Source organism: Pseudonocardia sp. T1-2H (genome assembly GCF_038039215.1).
GTDB lineage: Bacteria > Actinomycetota > Actinomycetes > Mycobacteriales > Pseudonocardiaceae > Pseudonocardia.
This window is the reverse complement of sequence record NZ_JBBPCL010000001.1, coordinates 2,799,299-2,819,447: the sequence shown is the minus strand read 5'-3', so window position 1 is coordinate 2,819,447 and position 20,149 is coordinate 2,799,299. Positions and strand designations below refer to the sequence as shown.

The 20,149-nt window shown below is 73.8% G+C and carries 15 protein-coding genes, 2 pseudogenes and 1 riboswitch; of the genes and pseudogenes, 10 read left to right on the top strand and 7 right to left on the bottom strand.

Annotation, left to right across the window (positions count from 1 at the left end; genetic code table 11):
* Positions 1-19: 19 nt before the first annotated feature.
* A complete protein-coding gene (locus WBK50_RS14050) occupies positions 20-871 on the bottom strand; it encodes an inositol monophosphatase family protein (RefSeq protein ID WP_341336042.1) in 852 nt (283 codons plus the stop codon).
* A gap of 326 nt (positions 872-1,197) precedes the next feature.
* On the opposite strand from WBK50_RS14050, the gene WBK50_RS14045 reads away from it, so the two are divergent.
* The gene (locus tag WBK50_RS14045; RefSeq protein ID WP_341336041.1) at positions 1,198-2,610 is read left to right on the top strand and encodes an RNA polymerase sigma factor; all 1,413 of its coding nucleotides are present in this window, start codon (positions 1,198-1,200) and stop codon (positions 2,608-2,610) included.
* Between the two features lie 141 nt (positions 2,611-2,751).
* Here WBK50_RS14045 and WBK50_RS14040 read toward each other — a convergent pair whose 3' ends face one another.
* On the bottom strand, positions 2,752-3,510 hold the full coding sequence (locus WBK50_RS14040) for an enoyl-CoA hydratase/isomerase family protein (RefSeq protein ID WP_341336040.1): 759 nt from the start codon (positions 3,508-3,510) through the stop codon (positions 2,752-2,754).
* A 183-nt stretch (positions 3,511-3,693) separates the two neighbouring features.
* On the opposite strand from WBK50_RS14040, the gene WBK50_RS14035 reads away from it, so the two are divergent.
* The 5 genes and pseudogenes from WBK50_RS14035 to WBK50_RS14015 all read left to right on the top strand — a co-directional run bounded on the left by WBK50_RS14035 (position 3,694) and on the right by WBK50_RS14015 (position 9,074).
* A complete protein-coding gene (locus tag WBK50_RS14035) occupies positions 3,694-4,935 on the top strand; it encodes an MFS transporter (protein WP_341336039.1) in 1,242 nt (413 codons plus the stop codon).
* Positions 4,932-5,999 (top strand): tartrate dehydrogenase, encoded by a 1,068-nt coding sequence (locus tag WBK50_RS14030; protein WP_341336038.1) that lies wholly within the window; start codon positions 4,932-4,934, stop codon positions 5,997-5,999. The genes WBK50_RS14035 and WBK50_RS14030 overlap by 4 nt, the downstream gene beginning before the upstream one ends.
* Before the next feature lie 23 nt (positions 6,000-6,022).
* A pseudogene (locus tag WBK50_RS14025) lies at positions 6,023-7,414 on the top strand (MFS transporter); the annotation flags it as partial.
* 30 nt (positions 7,415-7,444) lie between these two features.
* A pseudogene (locus tag WBK50_RS14020) lies at positions 7,445-7,927 on the top strand (DEAD/DEAH box helicase); the annotation flags it as partial.
* A 196-nt stretch (positions 7,928-8,123) separates the two neighbouring features.
* Entirely contained in the window at positions 8,124-9,074 is a 951-nt protein-coding gene (locus WBK50_RS14015) for a helicase-related protein (RefSeq protein WP_341339383.1), read from the top strand.
* A 210-nt stretch (positions 9,075-9,284) separates the two neighbouring features.
* On the opposite strand, the gene WBK50_RS14010 is transcribed toward WBK50_RS14015, so the two are convergent.
* From WBK50_RS14010 to cobN, 4 genes are all read right to left on the bottom strand, one after another.
* The gene (locus tag WBK50_RS14010; RefSeq protein ID WP_341336037.1) at positions 9,285-10,313 is read right to left on the bottom strand and encodes an alpha/beta fold hydrolase; all 1,029 of its coding nucleotides are present in this window, start codon (positions 10,311-10,313) and stop codon (positions 9,285-9,287) included.
* Positions 10,310-11,557, bottom strand: coding sequence for a formamidase (gene fmdA, locus WBK50_RS14005; RefSeq protein WP_341336036.1), 1,248 nt, complete (start codon positions 11,555-11,557; stop codon positions 10,310-10,312). Before fmdA ends, WBK50_RS14010 begins: the two co-directional genes overlap by 4 nt.
* A 21-nt stretch (positions 11,558-11,578) precedes the next feature.
* Positions 11,579-11,863, bottom strand: coding sequence for an FmdB family zinc ribbon protein (locus WBK50_RS14000; protein ID WP_341336035.1), 285 nt, complete (start codon positions 11,861-11,863; stop codon positions 11,579-11,581).
* Positions 11,864-11,969: 106 nt separating this feature from the next.
* A complete protein-coding gene (cobN, locus tag WBK50_RS13995) occupies positions 11,970-15,710 on the bottom strand; it encodes a cobaltochelatase subunit CobN (protein ID WP_341336034.1) in 3,741 nt (1,246 codons plus the stop codon).
* A gap of 89 nt (positions 15,711-15,799) precedes the next feature.
* A riboswitch (cobalamin riboswitch) is annotated at positions 15,800-15,967 on the bottom strand.
* A gap of 68 nt (positions 15,968-16,035) precedes the next feature.
* On the opposite strand from cobN, the gene WBK50_RS13990 reads away from it, so the two are divergent.
* From WBK50_RS13990 to WBK50_RS13975, 4 genes are read left to right on the top strand one after another with little or no spacing between them, the layout of a single operon-like run.
* The gene (locus WBK50_RS13990) at positions 16,036-16,548 is read left to right on the top strand and encodes a hypothetical protein (RefSeq protein WP_341336033.1); all 513 of its coding nucleotides are present in this window, start codon (positions 16,036-16,038) and stop codon (positions 16,546-16,548) included.
* Positions 16,545-17,222, top strand: a complete 678-nt coding sequence (locus tag WBK50_RS13985; protein ID WP_341336032.1) for a hypothetical protein — start codon at positions 16,545-16,547, stop codon at positions 17,220-17,222. Before WBK50_RS13990 ends, WBK50_RS13985 begins: the two co-directional genes overlap by 4 nt.
* The gene (locus WBK50_RS13980; protein ID WP_341336031.1) at positions 17,219-17,845 is read left to right on the top strand and encodes a precorrin-8X methylmutase; all 627 of its coding nucleotides are present in this window, start codon (positions 17,219-17,221) and stop codon (positions 17,843-17,845) included. Before WBK50_RS13985 ends, WBK50_RS13980 begins: the two co-directional genes overlap by 4 nt.
* 6 nt (positions 17,846-17,851) lie before the next feature.
* Entirely contained in the window at positions 17,852-19,417 is a 1,566-nt protein-coding gene (locus tag WBK50_RS13975) for a precorrin-2 C(20)-methyltransferase (protein WP_341336030.1), read from the top strand.
* Here the strand turns inward: WBK50_RS13975 and WBK50_RS13970 are convergent.
* Positions 19,384-20,145, bottom strand: coding sequence for a cobalt-precorrin-6A reductase (locus WBK50_RS13970; RefSeq protein WP_341336029.1), 762 nt, complete (start codon positions 20,143-20,145; stop codon positions 19,384-19,386). The two genes, WBK50_RS13975 and WBK50_RS13970, sit on opposite strands and share 34 nt — an antisense overlap.
* Positions 20,146-20,149: the final 4 nt, after the last annotated feature.

Genomic DNA, 20,149 nt, shown 5'->3' with positions numbered 1-20,149 from the left:
GGCCGCTGAGATCCGGGGGTCAGATCTGCGCGGCACCGAGCTCGCGGGCGAGTGCGCCGAGGTCGCGGGCGATCCCCGGGACGGCGACGAGCGTGGCGTCCGCGCCGAGCCCGTCGTCCGGCCCCTCCGCGAACGTGGGCGGGGCGGGGTGCCGCACCACGGCGCCCGCCTCCTCGGCGATCAGCGCCGCCGCGGCCCAGTCCCACCAGCCCAGCCCGTGCTCGAGGTAGCCGTCGAGCCATCCCGCGGCCACCCCGCAGAGGTCCAGGGACGCCGCGCCGTTGCGCCGGACGTCCCGGACCCGCGGCAGCATCCCCGCGACGAGCCGGGCCTGCCGGGCCCGCCGCTCGGCGGCGTAGCCGAACCCCGTGCCGACGAGGGACTGGGACAGCTCCGTCTCCTCGTTCACCCGCAGCGCCCGGCCGTCGAGCGTGGCACCGGCGCCCCGCGCCGCCGTCCACACGCGACCGGACGCGGGTTCGACGACCGCGCCGGCCAGCGACACCCCGTCCCGGACGGCCGCGACGGACACCGCGAACCAGGGCAGGCCGTAGAGGTAGTTCACCGTGCCGTCGATCGGGTCGACCACCCAGCGGGCCGCGGCGGCGTCGCCCGCCTCCTCCTCGCCGAACACCGGCTCCCCCGGGCGCAGCTCGCCGAGCCGGCCGCGCACCAGCTCCTCGAGGGCCTTGTCCGCGGCGGTCACGACGTCCGTGGGCGAGCTCTTCGTGGACACCGCGCCCGGGTCCGCGCCGGTCGACCGCGGCGCCGGGAGGGTGCGCAGGCGGGCCGCGGCCTCGCAGGCGACGAGTTCGGCGACACGCCGAAGTTCGGCGAGCTCGGCGGGCGTGTCGGAAATCTGCTCGGGCATGGGTCCATCCGACCACACCGGACGGCCCCGGAATCGATTCGGCCCCAGCGTGAGGGGGGTGTAGGCGGTCGCTTCCCGATCTCCGCGGGCCCCTCCGGAAGGCCGGGGACGGGCCCCTTCGGGCGAGTAGGGGAAGCGAGGTGCGAACGCCCGCCCCACACGCAGTTACAATGGTCCCGTACCCCACCCCCGGGACGCACGTCGACGCGTTGTCACGACGGCGAACGGCGCGGCGGGGTCAGGAGACAATTCTCGAAGCCAGCCGGACCGAGCCGGGGTTCCCCGCACTCCGGCGAACCGCAAGCGTACGCAGCGAGAGGGCCTAGGTGGCAGCCGCAGACTCCGCAACCCGCAACGACTCGACCGTCAGCGATCCAGCTGAGGCGAGTCCCGCACCCGCACGCCGTACCCGCACCGCGGGCACGGCCACGAAGAAGGCGGGCACCACGACCCGGCCTCGCGCGGGAGCCAAGGCCGGTGCGAAGGCCGGGCCCAAGGGCCCGGCGACCAGGAAGAAGGCCGGCGAGGGCGACGACGCCGTCGATCTCGACGAGGGCGATCTCTCACCGGAGGACGGCGAGCTCGAAGAGGTCGACGTCGAACTCGACATCGAGGACGACACCCCGGAGACCCCGGGCGCCGCGGACGTGGCCGACGAGGACGACGACGAGGACGACGACGACGAGCCGGAGACCAACACCGGCGCCAACCGTCGGGCCCCGACCACGCGCTCGTCGCAGCAGAAGTCGAACGAGTTCGTCTGGGACGAGGAGGAGTCGGAGGCCCTGCGCCAGGCGCGCAAGGACGCCGAGCTCACCGCGTCCGCGGACTCCGTCCGCGCATACCTGAAGCAGATCGGCAAGGTCGCGCTGCTCAACGCGGAGGAGGAGGTCGAGCTCGCCAAGCGGATCGAGGCCGGCCTCTACGCCGCCGAGCGCATCCGCCGCGCGCTGGAGGCCTCGGAGAAGGTCTCCCCGCAGCTGCGCCGGGACCTGCGCTGGATCGTCCGCGACGGCGAGCGAGCCAAGAACCACCTGCTGGAGGCCAACCTCCGCCTCGTGGTGTCGCTGGCCAAGCGCTACACCGGCCGCGGCATGGCGTTCCTGGACCTGATCCAGGAGGGCAACCTCGGCCTGATCCGTGCGGTCGAGAAGTTCGACTACACCAAGGGCTACAAGTTCTCGACCTACGCGACGTGGTGGATCCGCCAGGCCATCACCCGCGCGATGGCCGACCAGGCCCGCACCATCCGCATCCCGGTGCACATGGTCGAGGTCATCAACAAGCTCGGTCGCATCCAGCGTGAGCTGCTCCAGGACCTCGGCCGCGAGCCGACGCCCGAGGAGCTCGCCAAGGAGATGGACATCACCCCGGAGAAGGTGCTGGAGATCCAGCAGTACGCCCGGGAGCCCATCTCGCTGGACCAGACGATCGGCGACGAGGGCGACTCGCAGCTCGGTGACTTCATCGAGGACAGCGAGGCCGTGGTGGCCGTCGACGCGGTGTCCTTCACGCTGCTGCAGGACCAGCTGCAGTCCGTGCTGGCCACCCTGTCCGAGCGCGAGGCGGGCGTCGTCCGGCTGCGCTTCGGCCTCACCGACGGTCAGCCGCGCACGCTGGACGAGATCGGCCAGGTCTACGGGGTCACCCGCGAGCGGATCCGGCAGATCGAGTCCAAGACGATGTCGAAGCTGCGCCACCCGTCGCGGTCCCAGGTGCTCCGCGACTACCTGGACTAGTCACGGTTCTGAAGACCCGGCCCCCAGCTTCCGGCTCGGGGGCCGTCGTCGTTCCGGCGCCGACGCGCGCCGTCCGGTGCGGCGCGCGCTCGATCGCGCGCGTCCGGCCGGCCGGCGCGCGTGGGCGTCGCCGAGAGGGGCTCACCTGAAGCCCGCGACCCGCTTCTCCGTGTCCTCGATCGGGTACCGGGTGGCCTTCTCGTACGCGAGGCCGTCGGCGAGCCCGCCGTCGAGGGCCTCGCGGTAGAGGTCCTTGTAGGCCGCGAGCGCCCCGGCGCTGTGCGAGCAGATCGTGTCCGCGAGGGCGCGGACCGTCTCGTCGAGCTCGGCCCGCGGGACGGCCTGCGCCGCGATACCCCACTCGGCGGCCTGCGCCCCGGTGAACGTCGCGGCCGTGTACGACAGCAGCCGCGCCCGGGCCACCCCGGCCAGGCGGATCAGCCGCTGGCTCATCCCCCAGCTCGGGCGCAGGCCGAACTTCGCGTGGGTGTCCCCGAGCTTCGCCTCGTCCGCGACCACGATCAGGTCGCAGGCGAGCGCGAGCTCCAGCGCGCCGGTGAAGCAGAAGCCGTTGACCTTCGCGATGACGACCTTCGGCATCGTGGTCAGTGCGGTGATCACGGCCCGGCCGGGGACGTCCAGGTGGTCGCCGACGGCGCCGTCGGTCAGGTTCCGGTCCCCGAGCGCCTTCAGGTCGACGCCCGCGCTGAACGCCCGCCCCTCGCCCGTCAGCACCACGACCTGTACCGACTCGTCCGCGGCGAGCTCCTCGAGGGCGGCGCCGAGCTGCAGGAGCATGTCGCGGGTGATCGCGTTGAGGGCGTCCGGACGGTCGAGGGTCACGGTGGCGACGCCGCCGTCGCGTTCGACGCGGACCACGGCTGCGGGGTTCGGAGTCACCGCCCCATCCTGCCCTCCGGTGCCCGCCACGGCTCCCCGGAACTGCCGGGCTGACCCGCGTGACGACACCCGTACCGATGTGCGTGCCCGGTTCGCCGTCCACCAGCGGATCACGATGACGGCGAACCGCCGGTCCGCGGTGACGGCGTGTCCGACCGGCGCACGTGTGGCAGGGTGGCATCAGTGACGTCGCAGAACCCGGTGGCGGCAGCCCACTCGGACCGCGCGGTCGACCGGCGCGCCCGCGTCGCCGTCGCCCTGGTGTTCGGCACCAACGGGGCCGTCTTCGCCAACCTGCTCCCCCGGTACCCGCAGATCAAAGATGCGCTCCGGCTCTCCAACGCCGAGCTCGGCACGGCGGTCGCGGCGTTCCCGCTCGGCGCGCTGCTCGCCGGGCTCACGGCCTCGACGCTGGTCCGGCGGTACGGCTCGGCCCGGGTGGCGTCCTTCGGGATGGTCGTCGTCGCGCTCGGGATCTTCCTCGCGGGGCTCGCGCCGAGCTGGATCCTGCTGGCGTCGGCCATGTTCGTGGCCGGGGCGGCGGACGCGGTCGTCGACGTGGGACAGAACGCGCACGCCCTGCGGGTGCAGCGGCGCTACGGCCGCTCGATCCTGAACTCGTTCCACGCCGTCTGGTCGATCGGGGCGGTGCTCGGCGGCGCGATGGGTTCGGCCGCGGCCGGACTCGGGCTGCCGCTGCCGTGGCATCTCGGGGGGTCCGCGGTGCTCTTCGGGATCGTCGCGCTCGTGGCGTTCCGGTTCCTGCTGCCCGGGCCGGAGGACGCCGAGCGCGAGCCCGCGGACGAGGCGGTGCGGCCGGTTCTCGCGCTTCGCTCCCGGGACGCCCGTCGCACGCTGCTCGTCCTCGGGGCGCTCGGCGTCATCGCCTCGTGCGGGGCGCTGGTGGAGGACGCGGGCGCCTCCTGGGGCGCGATCTACCTGAACGGGCTGGGCGCCGCCGCGGCCGTCGCCGGGCTCGGGTTCGTGGCGCTGCAGGGGCTGGAGTTCGTCGGGCGGCTGCTCGGGGACCGGCTCGTGGACCGGTTCGGCCAGCGCGCCGTCGCGCGGTCCGGCGGGATCATCGTGCTGGTGGGCATGGGCCTGGCGCTGGCTTTCCCGACCGTTCCCGGCACCATCGTCGGCTTCGGGCTCTCCGGGCTGGGCGTCGCGACACTGATCCCGGCCGCCATGCATGCCGCGGACGAGCTGCCGGGCCTCCCCCGCGGCACAGGTCTGACGATCGTCAGCTGGCTGCTGCGCCTCGGCTTCCTGCTCTCGCCGCCGATCGTCGGCCTCGTCGCGGACGCCACGTCCCTGCGCCTCGGCCTGGTCGTCGTCCCGCTCGCCGCGGTGGTCATCGTCGTGGGGGTGGCCGTGCTCCCGCGCGGCAGCGCCGCCGACGCAGCTGCGACCCTGAGGCCATGACCACGGTCCACCGCATCGCCCTGATCCCCGGAGACGGCATCGGCCAGGAGGTCCTGCCGCCGGCCACCGCGGTGCTCGACGCCGTCGGGAGACGCCACGGGATCGAGTTCCGCTACGACTCCTTCGACTGGTCCTGCGAGCGCTACGCCCACGAGGGCGCGATGATGCCCGCGGACGGCCTCGAGCAGATCGCCGGGCACGACGCGATCCTGCTCGGCGCCGTCGGCTGGCCGGGCGTCCCGGACCACGTGTCGCTGTGGGGCCTGCTGATCCCGATCCGCCGAGCGTTCGCCCAGTACGTCAACCTGCGCCCGATCGCCGTCCTCGACGGCGTGCCGTCGCCGCTGTCCGGGGCGAGGCCCGGCGAGGTGGACTTCGTCGTCGTCCGGGAGAACTCGGAGGGCGAGTACTCCGAAATCGGCGGCCGGATGAACCGCGGCCTGCCGGGCGAGCTCGCCGTCCAGGAGGCGGTCTTCACCCGCGCCGGCGTCACCCGCATCGCGGACTACGCATTCGAGCTGGCCGAGACCCGGCGCAAGCACGTCACGTCGGCGACGAAGTCCAACGGCATCGTGCACACGATGCCGTTCTGGGACGAGGTCGTGGCCGAGCGCGCGGCGAGGCACCCGGGGATCGAGCTGGTGTCCGAGCACATCGACGCGCTCGCCGCGAAGCTCGTGCTGCACCCGTCGCGCTTCGACGTGATCGTCGCGTCGAACCTGTTCGGGGACATCCTGTCCGACCTCGCCGCCGCGGTCGCCGGGAGCATCGGCATCGCGCCGTCCGGCAACCTCAACCCGGAGCGGGACCACCCGTCGATGTTCGAGCCGGTGCACGGGTCCGCGCCGGACATCGCCGGGAAGGACCTGGCGAACCCGCTGGGCGCCATCTGGTCGGCCTCGATGATGCTCGACCACCTGGGTCACGCCGACGCCGCCGCCGAGGTCCTCGCCGCGGTGCGCGGTGCGCTCGCCGAGGGCGGCGTCCGGACCCGGGACATGGGCGGGACGGCCGGGACCGCCGAGTTCACCCGGGCACTGCTGGACCGGGTCGGGAAGAACTGACTTGACCTGAAGTCCGGTCGAGGGCGCAGGCTTGCCCCATGACGACGAGCGCTCCGCCGGTCCGCGACGAGCTCTTCGGACCGTCCCGGCGCGCCGTCACCGTCGGGATCCTGCTGCTCATCAGCCTGATCGCGTTCGAGGCCATGGGGGTCGGCACCGCGATGCCCGCGATCGTCGCGGAACTCGGGTCCGTGGCCTCCTACTCGTGGCCGTTCGTGGCGTTCATCGCGCCGATGGTGGTCGGGACGGTCCTGGGTGGCCGCTGGTGCGACGCCCGGGGCCCGCGCGCCGTGCTGCTCCTCGCCCCGGCCCTGTTCGGCGTGGGGCTCCTCGTCGGCGGCACCGCCGCGACCCTGGCCCAGCTCCTCGTCGGGCGGGTGCTGCAGGGCTTCGGCGCGGGCGCCCAGGGCGTCGCGGTCTACGTGCTGATCGCGCTCGTCTACTCCGAACGGGCGCGGCCGGCGGTGTTCGGCCTGGTCTCGTCCGCGTGGGTGCTGCCGTCGCTGATCGGGCCGCCGGTCTCGGGGCTGGTGACCGAGCACCTGTCCTGGCACTGGGTCTTCCTCGGGTTGCTGCCGCTGGTCCTGCTGGCCGTGGGGCTGGTGTTCCCGGCGGTCCGCGGCCTGTTCGCACCCGCGCCGGGCGAGCGGGGCCCGGCGCGACGAAGCACGGTGGCCGCCGCGTTCGCCGCCGCGGCGGGGGTCGCCGGGCTGAGCTGGGCCGCCCAGCACTCGACGGTCACGGGTGCGGTCGTGGCGGCCGCGGCGGTCGGGCTGCTGGTCCCGTCGTTGCGCCGGCTCGTCCCGGTGGGGACGTTCGGGTCCCGGCCGGGCATCGCGGCCGTCGTGGCGGGTAGGGCGCTGATCGGCGGGGCGTTCTTCACCGTGAACGCGTTCCTGCCGTTGATCCTCACCGCGACGCACAGGTGGTCGCTCTCGCTCGCGGGCGTGCCGCTGATCGTCGCGTCGCTGGGCTGGTCCTCGGCCGCGGCATGGCAGGGCCGCCACCCCGACCTCCCCCGGCCCCGGCTGCTGCGGATCGGCTTCCTCGCGATCGCGGTGTCGACGGCCGGGTTGCTCCTCGTCGCCCCGGCCTGGGGTGTGGCGTGGCTGGCGCTGCCGTTCGGCGCGATCGGCGGGGTCGGCATGGGCCTGGGCTTCTCGTCCCTGTCCTACCTGCTGCTGGCGCACTCCACCGGCGACGAGGTCGGCTTCCACTCCTCCGCGGGCCAGCTCGCGGACTCCCTCTCCCAGGCCGCACTCGTCGGGGCGGGCGGCGCGCTGCTCGCCCTCCTCGCCTCCCCGGCGACCGCGCTGCCGATCCTGCTGGCCGTGCTGACCGTCCTCGCCCTCACCGGCGCCGTCGTGGCGTCGAGAACCGTGGCGCCCCGCACGAGATCCGCAGCCGAGGAGTGAGCGACGCCGGGCCGGGTATCGGCCTCCACCATGAGCGACGTACGGGAGCGGCTGCGGCGGGCCGCGGCGGACCGGTTCGACTTCGACCGGCTGACCGCCGACCAGTCCGCCGCGATGGAGGAGCTGGTCGGTGGGCGTGACGTGCTCGCCGTGCTGCCCACCGGCGCGGGCAAGTCCGCGATCTACCAGGTGCCGGCGCTGCTGCGGGACGGCCCCGCCGTCGTCGTGTCCCCGTTGCTCGCCCTGCAGCGGGACCAGCGGGAGGGGCTGGCCCTGCACGCCGTGCCGGACGCGGTCGAGGTCAACTCCGCCCAGCGCGCCGCCGAGACGAGGAACGCGTGGGAGGCGTTCGCGAGCGGGAAGGCGCGCTATCTCTTCCTCGCCCCCGAGCAGCTCGTGAAGGACGACGTCCTCGACCGGCTGCGGGAGGCCGGCGTCGGCCTGTTCGTGGTCGACGAGGCCCACTGCGTCTCCGAGTGGGGCCACGACTTCCGGCCGGACTACCTCCGGCTCGGCTCGGTGATCGACCGGCTGGGGCACCCGCCGGTGGCCGCCCTGACCGCCACCGCCGCGCTGCCGGTGCGCGCGGACATCGTGGAGCGGCTCGGCCTGCGGGACCCGCGCGAGATCGTCGCGGGCTTCGACCGGCCGGAGATCCACCTCACCGCGCGCGTCTACGCGGACAAGGACCTCCGCCGCCGGGAAGCTCCTGGAACGGGTCGGCGAGCTGGACCTCCCCGGGCTCGTCTACGCCGCGACACGCAAGGAGGCCGAGGCGTACGCCGGGGAGCTGGCGGCCCGCGGGGTCCGTGCGGCGGCCTATCACGCGGGGTTGCGCCGGGCCGTGCGCGACGAGGTGCACGAGGGGTTCCTCGGGGGCTCGTTCGACGTCGTCGCCGCCACGTCGGCGTTCGGCATGGGCATCGACAAGCCAGACGTGCGGTTCGTCCTGCACGCGGCCTCGCCCGGGTCGCTCGACGCGTACTACCAGCAGATCGGCCGGGCGGGCCGGGACGGCCGGCCCGCCGTCGCGGAGCTGCACCACCATCACGACGACCTGCGGCTGCAGCGGTTCCTCACCGCCCACCGGCCGAAACCGGCCGCGCTGCGCGCCGTGCTGGACGCCCTGGCGGACGGGCCGAGGGCGGCGCGCGACCTCGGCGAGGCGGCGGGGCTGTCACCGGCCCGGCGGACCAACGCCGTCAACCTGCTCGAACAGGTGGGTGCCGTGCACACGTCCGGCGAGGGCCGGGTCGCCCTGGCCGGGCAGGCGCCCGCGGAGCAGGCGGTGGACGCCGCCGTCGCGGCGGCGGAGCGGCACCGCCGGCTCGTCCGCTCGCGGATCGACGTGGTCCGCGAGTACGCCGAGGCGACCGGCTGCCGCCGCCGTCATCTGCTCGGCTACTTCGGCGAGCAGCGGGACGAGGCCTGCGGCCACTGCGACACCTGCGAGCGCGGCACCGCGCAGGAGCGCGTTCCCACCGACGACGACGGCCTCACGTCGAGCACCCCGGTCCGGCATCCGAAGTGGGGCGACGGCGTGGTGCTCTCGACCGAGGACGACCGGTTCACCGTCCTGTTCGACGACCACGGCTACACGACGCTCTCCCGGGACGCGGTGCGCGAGCACGACCTGCTGGAGGTCCGCGAGAACGGGTGAGGTTCGGCCGATCGGCGGCAGTACCCCCGCTCATGGCCGACACCGACACCGAGGACATCCGCGAGGACTTCGGCGAGGCCGTCACCATGACGCCGAAGGAGCACCCCGGAGGGCACGATCGCCTTCACCTCCGGAGGGGAGCCCGGCGGCGGCTGCGGCGCGGACGGCCACGCCGCCCGCGCAGGCTCGCCGGCGCACCTGGCAGGCACGTCACCGGGCCAGCAGCTCGGCGACCGCGGCGTCGATGAACGCCGTGTCCACCGGGTTCGCCCCGCCGCCCGCGAAGTGCCCCCACACCCCGGGGATCACCCGCAGCTCGGCGTCCCGCATGTGCGAGACGGCCCACCGCTCGTCCTCCGGCGGGAAGTACAGGTCCTTCTCCGCCGGCATCACGATCGCCTTCGCCCGGATCGAGCCCAGGGCCTCCTCCGTGGAGGAGAAGCCGGGCGTGGTCCCGACGTCGCCCTGCCACCAGGTGTCGAGCATGGTCAGCAGGTTGTTCGGGTCCCGGCCGTCGAGGAAGAAACCCTCCCAGAAGCCGACGCAGAAGTCCTCCAGCGAGGTGTAGCCGAGCTCGCGCCAGACCTCGTCCCAGTAGAAGGCCTGGGAGAAGCCCCAGCCGGCGTAGATCCGGGCGAATGCGCGCAGCCCGGTCACCGGCCAGTCGTCCGGGGGGTACCAGCCGCCGTCGAACCCGACGGACGCGGTGAGTGCCGCCCGCAGCGAGTCGAGGAAGACCTTGTTGTGCGGGGCGGTCCGCGGGGACCCGCAGAACGGCAGCATCCGCTGCACCATCTCCGGGTGGCTGACCGCCCACTGGTAGGTCTGCCCCGCGCCCATGGACCAGCCGAGCACGAGCGGCAGGGTCTCGATGCCGAACGCCTCGGTGACGAGCCGGTACTGCGACTCGACGTTGTCCCGCACCGAGATCCGTGGGAACCGGGCCCGGTCCCACGGCGGTGGGGTGTTCGACGGCGACGACGAGAGCCCGTTGCCCAGCATGTTCGGCACGATGATGAACCACCGCGCCGGGTCGAGCGCCATGCCGTCGCCGATGAGCCACTCGTTGTCCCAATGCCGCCCGGAGTACCAGGTCGGGTAGACGATCGCGTTGCTCTTGTCGGCGTTCAGCTCCCCGTACGTCTGGTAGGCGATCGTCGCCGGGCGCAGCGTGGCGCCGCACTCCAGCGTGAAGTTCTGGATCTCGTGGACCTCGTACGGCGCCTCGGGTCCGGTCATGACGACACCGCGCAGCTGCCCCGGTCCCTGCGGGTCGGACCGCTCGCCGACGGCCGGATGTCGTCGTCGAAGATCGCCGTGGGCAGGTAGAGCGAGCAGCAGGCGTTCGGGATGTCGACGACGCCGGAGACCCGGCCCTCGATCGGCGCGGACCCGAGGAGCAGGTACGCCTGCGGCCCCGAGTACCCGAACTTCTCCAGGTAGGTGACGGCGTTGAGGCACGCGTTGCGGTAGGCGACCGTCGCGTCGTTGTAGAGCTGGGTGTCCGACTCGTGGTCCACGCCGATGCCGATGAAGGTCAGGAACTCCGAGTACCGCGGCTCGACGTTGCCCGGGATGAGGATGGGGTTGGTCGTGACGCCGTAGGTCTCCATGCCGCCCTTGATGAGGTCGACGTGGAAGTCGATGAACCCGCCCATCTCGATCGCGCCGCAGAAGGTGATCTCGCCGTCGCCCTGGGAGAAGTGCAGGTCGCCGCCGGAGAACAGGGCACCGGGGACGTGCACCGGGTAGAAGACGCGCGAGCCGCGGGTGAAGTTCTTGATGTCGTGGTTGCCGCCGTTCTCCCGCGCGGGGACGGTCCGCGCGCCGTCCCGGGCGATCGCGGCCAGCACGTCCCCGCTCGCGGTGCCGCCCAGCGTGTTCTCCTCGAGCGGGGGCAGGGCGAGCGCCGGCACGCGGTCCGGGTCCGTGGCGATCAGCGCCCGCTCGCGGGCGTTCCACCGGCCGAGGAGCTCGGGCGACGGCGCCGTCCCGAACAGGCCGGGGTGCGTGATACCCGTGTAGCTGACCCCCGGGATGTGCCGGGACGTGCACTTCTGCCCGGCGAAGTCCCAGATCGCCTTGTACGCGTCGGGGAAGCGGTCGGTGAGGAACCCGCCGCCGTTCTGCTTCGAGAAGATCCCGGTGTAGCCCCAGCCCTGGCCGGGTGAGTCACCGGTCTCCTGCGGGACGGGGCCGAGGTCCAGGATGTCGACGACGAGCAGGTCCCCCGGCTCCGCGCCCTCGATGGCGATGGGCCCGGAGAGCATGTGCGCGTGCGTGAGGTCCACGTCGCGCACGTCGTTCGCGGAGTCGTTGTTGCCGATCTGCCCGTCCGTCCACTCCCGGCACTCGACACGGATCGTGGAGTCCGGGCGGACGGTGACGGCGGGCGGGACGTCCGGATGCCAGCGGTTGTGGCCGGGGACAGCCTGGTCCCGCATGGAACGAGCCTGGTCGACGGAGAAGACGACGTCGGGCACTGAGACCTCCGGGCGGTGTGATCAGGGACGGGGAAGACGGGCGTGGCGGGGGTCGGTGCTCGTCGGGATCGCCTGCCGGCTGCGCCCGGGGACCCCGCCGACGACGGCCGGCGCGTCCGCGCTCGCGGCGCTCGTGTCCAGCGCCCGGCGCATCCCGGGGTCGAGGGAGCGCAGGGCCGGCGCGCCGAACACCCGGCGGGCCGGGGCCGCGCACTCCGGGCAGGACGCGGGCGCACCGGCGTCGGCCATGGGCCGGACCAGGTCGAACTCGCCGCAACGCGGACAGCGGAAGGCGTAGGTCGGCACGGCGGCTCCCTCGTCGAGAGTCTTACTGTCGATCTGAACTATTTCGATCGACACCGAATCCGTCAAGCACCGAGGGCCGCTCCCCCGCCTCGGCCGCCCCTGCGGGCTACTCCTCCTCGAGGTCGCCCTCGGTCTCCAGGTAGGCCTGCCGCAGCGCGTCCAGAGTGGCCTGCTCCGGCGCCTCCCACAGCCCGCGCTCCGCGGCCTCGAGCAGGCGTTCGGCCATGCCGTGCAGCGCCCACGGGTTGGACTCGGAGAGGAACTTGCGGTTGTCCGGGTCCAGGACGTAGGTCTCGCTGAGCTTCTCGTACTGCCAGTCGGCGACGACGCCGGTGGTCGCGTCCCAGCCGAACAGGTAGTCCACCGTCGCGGCCATCTCGAAGGCGCCCTTGTACCCGTGGCGGCGCATCGCCTCGATCCAGCGCGGGTTCACCACCCGCGCCCGGAAGACGCGCGCGGTCTCCTCGTGCAGCGTCCGGGTCCGGACCGCCTCGGGCCGGGTCGAGTCCCCGACGTACGCCTCGGGCGCAGAGCCGGTGAGCGCGCGGACCGTGGCGATCATGCCGCCGTGGTACTGGTAGTAGTCGTCGGAGTCCGCGATGTCGTGCTCGCGGGTGTCGGTGTTCTTCGCCGCCACCGTGATCCGCCGGTAGGCGGTCTCCATGTCGTCGCGGGCGGGCGCGCCGTCGAGCCCACGGCCGTAGGCGTAGCCGCCCCAGGTCGTGTAGACCTCGGCGAGGTCGGCATCGTCGCGCCAGCTCCGGGAGTCGACGAGCTGGAGCAGGCCCGCCCCGTAGGTCCCCGGCTTGGAGCCGAAGATCCGCGTGGTGGCGCGCCGCCGGTCGCCGGTGCGCTGCTCGTCGAGCGTGACGTGGGCCTTCACGAAGTTCTGCTCGGCGGTCTCGTCGAGGTTCGCGACGAGCTGCACCGCGTCGTCGAGCAGGGCCAGGACGTGCGGGAACGCGTCCCGGAAGAAACCGGAGATGCGGACCGTGACGTCGATGCGCGGGCGGCCCAGCTCGTCGAGGTCGATCACCTCGAGCCGGGTGACCCGGCGGCTGGCCTCGTCCCAGACCGGCCGGACGCCGAGCAGCGCGAAGACCTCCGCGACGTCGTCGCCGCTCGTCCGCATCGCGCTGGTGCCCCAGACGGACAGGCCGACGGAGCGCGGGTACTCCCCGTCGTGGTCGCTGCGGTACCGCTCGACCAGCGACTCCGCCATCGCCAGCCCGGTCTCCCAGGCGAGCTTCGACGGGACGGCCTTCGGGTCGACGGAGTAGAAGTTCCGGCCGGTCGGGAGCACGTTGATCAGCCCGCGCAGCGGTGAGCCGGAGGGACCGGCCGGGATGAACCCGCCGTTCAGCGCGTGCAGCACCCGCGCGATCTCCTGCGAGGTCTCCGCGAGCCGCGGGATCACCTCGTCGGCGGCGAACCGCAGGATCGTCTCCACCGTTTCGGCGACGCCGGACCCGGCCACAGACCCCGACTCGGGCGGCGCGAGACCCCGACTCGCGGGGGTCTCGGCGCCATCCCCGCGAGTCGCGATCTGCGACCCCGCGAGTCGGGGTGTGAGACCGCGCGAGTCGGGGTCACGGCCCGCGCGAGTCGCGGTCTGGGCCCGCGCGAGTCGGGACGCGACGATCCCCGGCGCGGCGCCGGCATCCCAGGCGGCAGCCTCCATGTCCGCGACGAGGGCGTGTGCGAGGGCCTCCACCTCGTCGACCCTGGCCTTCTGCTCGCTCCCGTCCTCGACGAGCCCGAGCGCCTCGCGCAGGCCGGGCACGTTCTGCTCGCCGCCCCACATCTGCCGGGCCCGCAGCATCGCGAGGACGAGGTCCACCCGGGTGTCCCCGGTCGGCGCGAGCCCGAGGACGTGCAGACCGTCGCGGATCTGGACGTCCTTGATCTCGCACAGCCAGCCGTCGACGTGTAACAGGAAGTCGTCGAACTCGGCCTCGTGCGGGCGCTCGGACAGCCCGAGGTCGTGGTCCAGCTTGGCCGCCTGCATCAGCGTCCAGATCTGCTGGCGGATCGCCGGCAGCTTGCCCGGGTCCAGCGCGGAGATGTTCGCGTGCTCGTCGAGGAGCTGCTCGAGGCGGGAGATGTCCCCGTAGGTCTCGGCGCGGGCCATCGGCGGGATCAGGTGGTCGACGAGCGTGGCGTGCGCCCGGCGCTTGGCCTGCGTGCCCTCGCCCGGGTCGTTGACCAGGAAGGGGTAGATCAGGGGCAGGTCGCCGAGCGCGGCGTCGGTGCCGCAGGAGGCGCTCATCCCGAGCGTCTTGCCGGGCAGCCACTCGAGGTTGCCGTGCTTGCCGATGTGCACGACGGCGTCGGCGCCGAACCCCCCGTCGCTCACCGGCGCGGCGAGCCAGCGGTAGGCCGCCAGGTAGTGGTGCGACGGCGGCAGGTCCGGGTCGTGGTAGATCGCGACCGGGTTCTCGCCGAACCCGCGCGGCGGCTGCACGATCAGCGTGACGTTCCCCGAACGGAGCGCCGCCACGACGATGTCCCCGTCCTGCACGTAGAGCTCGCCGGGCGCGGGTCCCCAGTGCTCCTCGACGCCCGCGCGCAAATCCTCGGGCAGGGTGTCGAACCAGCGCCGGTACTGCACCGCGGAGATGCGGATCGGGTTGCCCGCGAGCTTCTCCTCGGTGAGCCAGTCCGGGTCCTGCCCGCCCGCCTCGATGAGCGCGTGGATCAGCGCGTCGCCGTCCTGCGCCGTGACGCCCGGGAACTCGCCGACGTCGTAGCCCGCCTCGTCCATGGCCTTCAGCAGGGCGACGGTGCTGGCCGGCGTGTCCAGCCCGACGGCGTTGCCGATGCGCGCATGCTTGGTCGGGTACGCGCTCAGCATCAGCACGATCTTCTTGTCCGCGTTCGGGATGCGCCGCAGCAGCGCGTGCCGCACGGCGATCCCGGCGACCCGGAGCGCGCGCTCGTGATCGGGCACGTAGACGCTGAGCCCGTCCGCGTCGATCTCCTTGAACGAGAACGGGACGGTGATCAGCCGGCCGTCGAACTCCGGGACCGCGACCTGCGTGGCGACGTCCAGCGGAGACAGCCCGTCGTCGTTGTCCTCCCAGGTGGCGCGGCTGGAGGTGAGGCACAGACCCTGCAGGATCGGGACGTCGAGCGCGGCGAGCTCGGCGACGTCCCACTCCTCGTCCTCGCCGCCGGCCTGCGCCGAGGCGGGCTTGGTGCCGCCCGCCGCGAGCACCGTGACGATCATGGCGTCGGCGTCCCGGAGCGTGTCCAGCAGCGCGGCCGGGGCCTGCCGCAGCGACGCGCAGAAGATCGGGAGCGGCCGCGCTCCCTTGGCTTCGATCGCCCGGCAGAGCGCCTCGATGTAGGCGGTGTTCCCGGCGATCTGCTGGGCACGGTAGAAGAGCACCGCGACGGTCGGCCCGTCGATCTCGGCGGCGGGCCGCTCGAGGACCCCCCACTCCGGCAGCGCGACCGGCGGCGCGAAGCCCTCACCGGTGAGCAGGACGGTGTCGCTGAGGAACGCGTGCAGCTGTGCGAGGTTGTCCGTGCCGCCCTGCGCGAGGTAGGTGTGCGCTTCCGCCGCGACGCCCGCGGGGACCGACGACAGCGCCATCATCTCGGCGTCCGGCGCCATCTCGCCGCCGAGCGCGACGAGCGGGGTGTCGGAGCGGCGCAGGACGTCCAGCCCCTCCTCCCAGTACCGGTAGCCGCCGAGCACCCGGACGACCACGACGTCCGCCTCGGCCGCCATGGCCGGGAGCTCGTCGAGCAGCACGCGGTTGGGGTTGGCGAGCCGGTAGTCCGCGTCCGAGGCGCGGGCCGAGAGCAGGTCCGTGTCGGACGTCGAGAGGAGCAGGATCACCGGGAGCACTCCCGGCGCGCGGCACAGCACGTCACAGCTACAGCCTTCCTCGGGATCCTCGTCCCAGGTCAGAACGGTCGTGCGCGCGGGCGCGCACAGGTGCGTGGGGCAGTGTCCTGGCTCCCGGATCGGTGCTCGCCCCGGCCTTCCCGACCCTCGCGGACCAGTGGCGTGTGGCGGGGTTCGCTCCCCGGTGACAGTGGCGGGACCGCGCCGGACTCGCACCGGCTTCCTGGACCCACGCGCCCTATGTGGTTGTCGCAGACCACTGTCCGCAACGAGCTGACCGCGCGTCAAGCCGACGGGGCGTGTTTACAGTGACCCCGTGCCCCTCCCGGTCCGGACCCGCGCCGACGCCTGTCCCGGCGTCCTCGCGCCGCACGACGCGGCCGACGGCGCGCTCGCCCGCGTCCGGCTGCCGGGCGGGGTCGTGACGGCGGCCCAGCTCCGGGTGCTGGCCTCCTGCGCGGAGGATCTCGGCGACGGCGCGGCGCACCTGACGTCGCGGGGGAACCTGCAGCTCAGGGGCCTCGACCGGGACGATCCGCGGCTGGTCTCCCGGTTGGTCGACGCCGGTCTCGTCCCCGCCCCCTCGCACGAGCGCGTGCGGAACGTCCTGGCCTCTCCGCTGAGCGGTCTGCACGGCGGTCTGGCGGACGTTCGGGGGCTCGCCTCCGCCTTCGACGAGGGCCTGTGCACACGTCCGGGCCTCGCCTCGCTGCCGGGCCGGATCCTCTTCGCCTTCGACGACGGGCGGGGGACGTGGCGGCGGAGGAGCCGGACCTGTGCTGGGTCGCCACGGATCCGTCGGAAGGGTTCCTGCAGGTCGCGGGGGTGACGACGGACGTGAGGGCCAGCCGGCAGGACGCGCCCGGGCTGCTGCTCACCGCCGCTGAGGTGTTTCTCACGCTGCGCGCCGCGGACGAGGTTCAGGCCTGGCGCGTCCGGGAGCTTGCCGATGCCCCGGGACGGATCGCCGCCGCGCTTGACGAAGATCACGATGCCGGGAGCGGCAGCGACGTCCCGGGGCGGGCCGGCTCCCCGGATCGTGATCACGCTGCGCCTGTCGGGCCGATCGGCGAGCGCGCGCTGGGCGTCGCACCCGTGCTCGGGGAGCTGTCCGCCGGGCAGCTCCGCGCGCTCGCGGACACGAGCGACCCCGCGATCGTCACCCCGTGGCGCACGATCGTCCTCCCCTCCCCCGCGCCGGGCGCCCGCGACGCCCTGCGCGCCGGCGGTCTCGTCGTCGACCCCGACCACCCCGCCCTCGGCGTCAGCGCCTGCGCCGGGCGTCCGGGCTGCGCGAAGGCCCACGCCGACGTCCGGGCGGACGCCCGAGCGCTCCTCGAGCTGGGGGTCACGACGACCGCCCACGTGGTCGGCTGCGAGCGACGCTGCGGCGCGCCGCACGGACCGCACACCGACGTCGTCGCCCGGCCCGACGGCCGCTACGCGATCGACGGCACACCCGTGCCGGACCTCCTCACCGCACTCGCAAGGACTCAGCCATGAGCACCGACTACCTCCGCGACGGCGCCGAGATCTATCGCCGTTCCTTCGCCACGATCCGGGCGGAGGCGGACCTGACGGGCCTGCCCCCGGACGTCGCGTACCTGGCCGTCCGCATGATCCACGCGTGCGGGCAGGTCGATCTCCCCGCGGACATCGGCTACTCGGCGGACGTCGTCGGGCAGGCGCGCGAGGCACTGCGCAACGGTGCCCCGATCCTCTGCGACGCGATGATGGTCGCCTCCGGCGTCACCCGGGCCCGGCTGCCGTGCGACAACGAGGTGCTCTGCACGCTGCGCGATCCCCGGGTCCCGGACCTCGCGCGCGACCTCGGGACCACCCGTTCGGCCGCCGCGCTGGAGCTGTGGCGGGACAAGCTCGACGGCGCCGTCGTCGCCGTCGGGAACGCGCCGACGGCCCTGTTCCACCTGCTCGACATGATCGACGCCGGCGCGCCCCGGCCCGCCGCGGTCCTCGGCATCCCGGTCGGCTTCATCGGCGCCGCGGAGTCCAAGCAGGCCCTGTCCGAGCGCACCGACCTGGAGTTCCTCGTCGTGCACGGCCGTCGCGGCGGTTCCGCGATCACCGCCGCCGCGCTGAACGCGCTGGCCAGCGAGCAGGAGTAGCCAGAGATGTCAGTACCGCGCCCCGGAACCCTGTACGGGGTGGGCCTCGGCCCCGGCGATCCCGAACTCGTCACGATCAAGGCTGCCCGGCTGATCGGCGCCGCCGACGTCGTCGCCTACCACTCCGCGCGGCACGGCCGCTCGATCGCGCGTCGGATCGCCGAGCCGCATCTGCGGGGGGGCCAGATCGAGGAGGCGCTGGTCTACCCGGTCACCACGGAGACCACTGACCACCCCGGCGGCTACCAGGGCGCGATCGACGAGTTCTACGCCGAGGCCGCCGAACGCCTCGCGGCACACCTGCAGGCGGGCCGGGACGTCGTGCTCCTCGCCGAGGGGGACCCGCTCTTCTACGGCTCCTACATGCACATGCACAAGCGGCTCGCCGGGCGCTTCCACGCCGAGGTGGTCCCGGGGGTCACCTCGGTGAGCGCCGCCGCGGCCGCGCTCGGCCAGCCGCTGGTGGAGCGGGACGAGGTGCTCACGATCCTGCCGGGGACGCTGCCGCGCGAGGAGCTGGCGCGGCGCCTGGCGCAGACGGACTCCGCGGCCGTCATGAAGCTCGGCCGCACCTTCGGCAACGTCCGCGGCGCCTTCGCCGACGCCGGGAAGCTCGACGACGCCTGGTTCGTCGAGCGCGCCACGATGGACGGGCAGCGCACCGGGCGGCTGGCCGACGTCGACCCCGGGTCGGTTCCCTACTTCTCGCTCGCGGTGCTGCCGGGCGAGGTCGCCTCCTCGGTCCCGGACGAGGTGTCCGAGCAGCCGCGCGTCGGTGAGCAGGTGGTGCAGCAGCCGCGCGCGGGGACCGGCGAGGTCGTCGTGGTCGGCACCGGTCCCGCGGGCCGGGACTGGCTGACCCCGCAGGTGGCGGCCGCCCTCGCCGCCGCGGACGATCTCGTCGGGTACGGGCCCTACCTCGATCGCGTCCCGCCGAACCCCCGGCAGACCCGGCACGCCAGCGACAACCGCGTCGAGGCCGAGCGGGCCGCGCACGCGCTGGACCTGGCCGCGTCGGGCCGGTCGGTGGCCGTCGTGAGCGCCGGCGACCCGGGCGTCTTCGCGATGGCGACCGCGGTGCTCGAGGTGGCGTCGGGGGAGAAGTACCTGGGCGTCCCGGTGCGGGTGCTGCCCGGGCTGACCGCGGCCCAGGCCGTCGCCGCGGCCGTCGGGGCCCCGCTGGGGCACGACTACGCGATGATCTCGCTGTCCGACCGGCTCAAGCCCTGGGACGTCGTGGCGGCCCGGCTGGCCGCGGCAGCGAAGGCGGACCTCGCGATCGCGATCTACAACCCGCGCTCGAAGGCCCGCCCGTGGCAGGTCGGCGCGGCCCGCGACGTCCTGCTGGAGCACCGCGCCCCGCAGACCCCGGTGGTCCTCGGCCGGGACGTCGGGGGGGCCGGCGAGCGGATCACCGTCACCACACTGGCGGACCTGGACCCGGAGCAGGTCGACATGCGCACCCTGCTGATCATCGGCTCGTCCACGACCCGGGTGGTCATCCGCAACGGCCGCACGACCGTCTTCACCCCGCGCAGTTATCCCAGCTCGGGCGGGGTCGTGAGCGCGTAGCCCCGTTCTAGAAGGGCTACGCACTCACCGGGGGTTCGGACGTGCACGAAGCCGGGTGGGAGCGGCGGCCGGCTGACGATCACGACCGGGAGATCCAGGGCGCGGGCCGCCTCGAGTTTCGCGGCGGTCATGGCGCCGCCGCTGTCCTTCGTCACCAGGACGTCGATCGCGTGCTCCCGCATCAGGGCCAGCTCGCCCTCGACGGTGAACGGGCCGCGGTCGAGGACGGCGTACATGCGCCGCGGTGTCGGGCCGGACGGCGGGTCGACGGAGCGGACGAGGAACCAGAGGTCGTCGAGGCCCGCGAAGGTCGCCAGGTCCTGACGACCGGTGGTGAGGAAGATCCGGCGCCCGAGCCCCGGGAGGACCGCCGCCGCCGCAGCCAGGGAGGGCACGCACGTCCAGCCCGGATCCACCGCCCACCCGGGGCGGCGCAGCAGGACCAGTGGGATCCCCGTCGCGCGGGACGCCGCCGCCGCGTGTGCGGTCATCTGCGCCGCGAAGGGGTGGGTCGCGTCGACGATCACGTCGGTCCCGGACTCCCGCAGGTACTCGATCAGGCCCGGCACGCCGCCGAACCCGCCGATCCGCACCTCCCCCGGCGGCAGCACCGGCTCGCGCACGCGCCCGGCCAGCGACGACGTGACCCGTGCCCGCCCGTCCAGCAGCGTCGCGAGCCCACGGGCGTCGGAGGTCCCGCCCAGGACGAGGACCCGTGGGCCCGTCATCGCA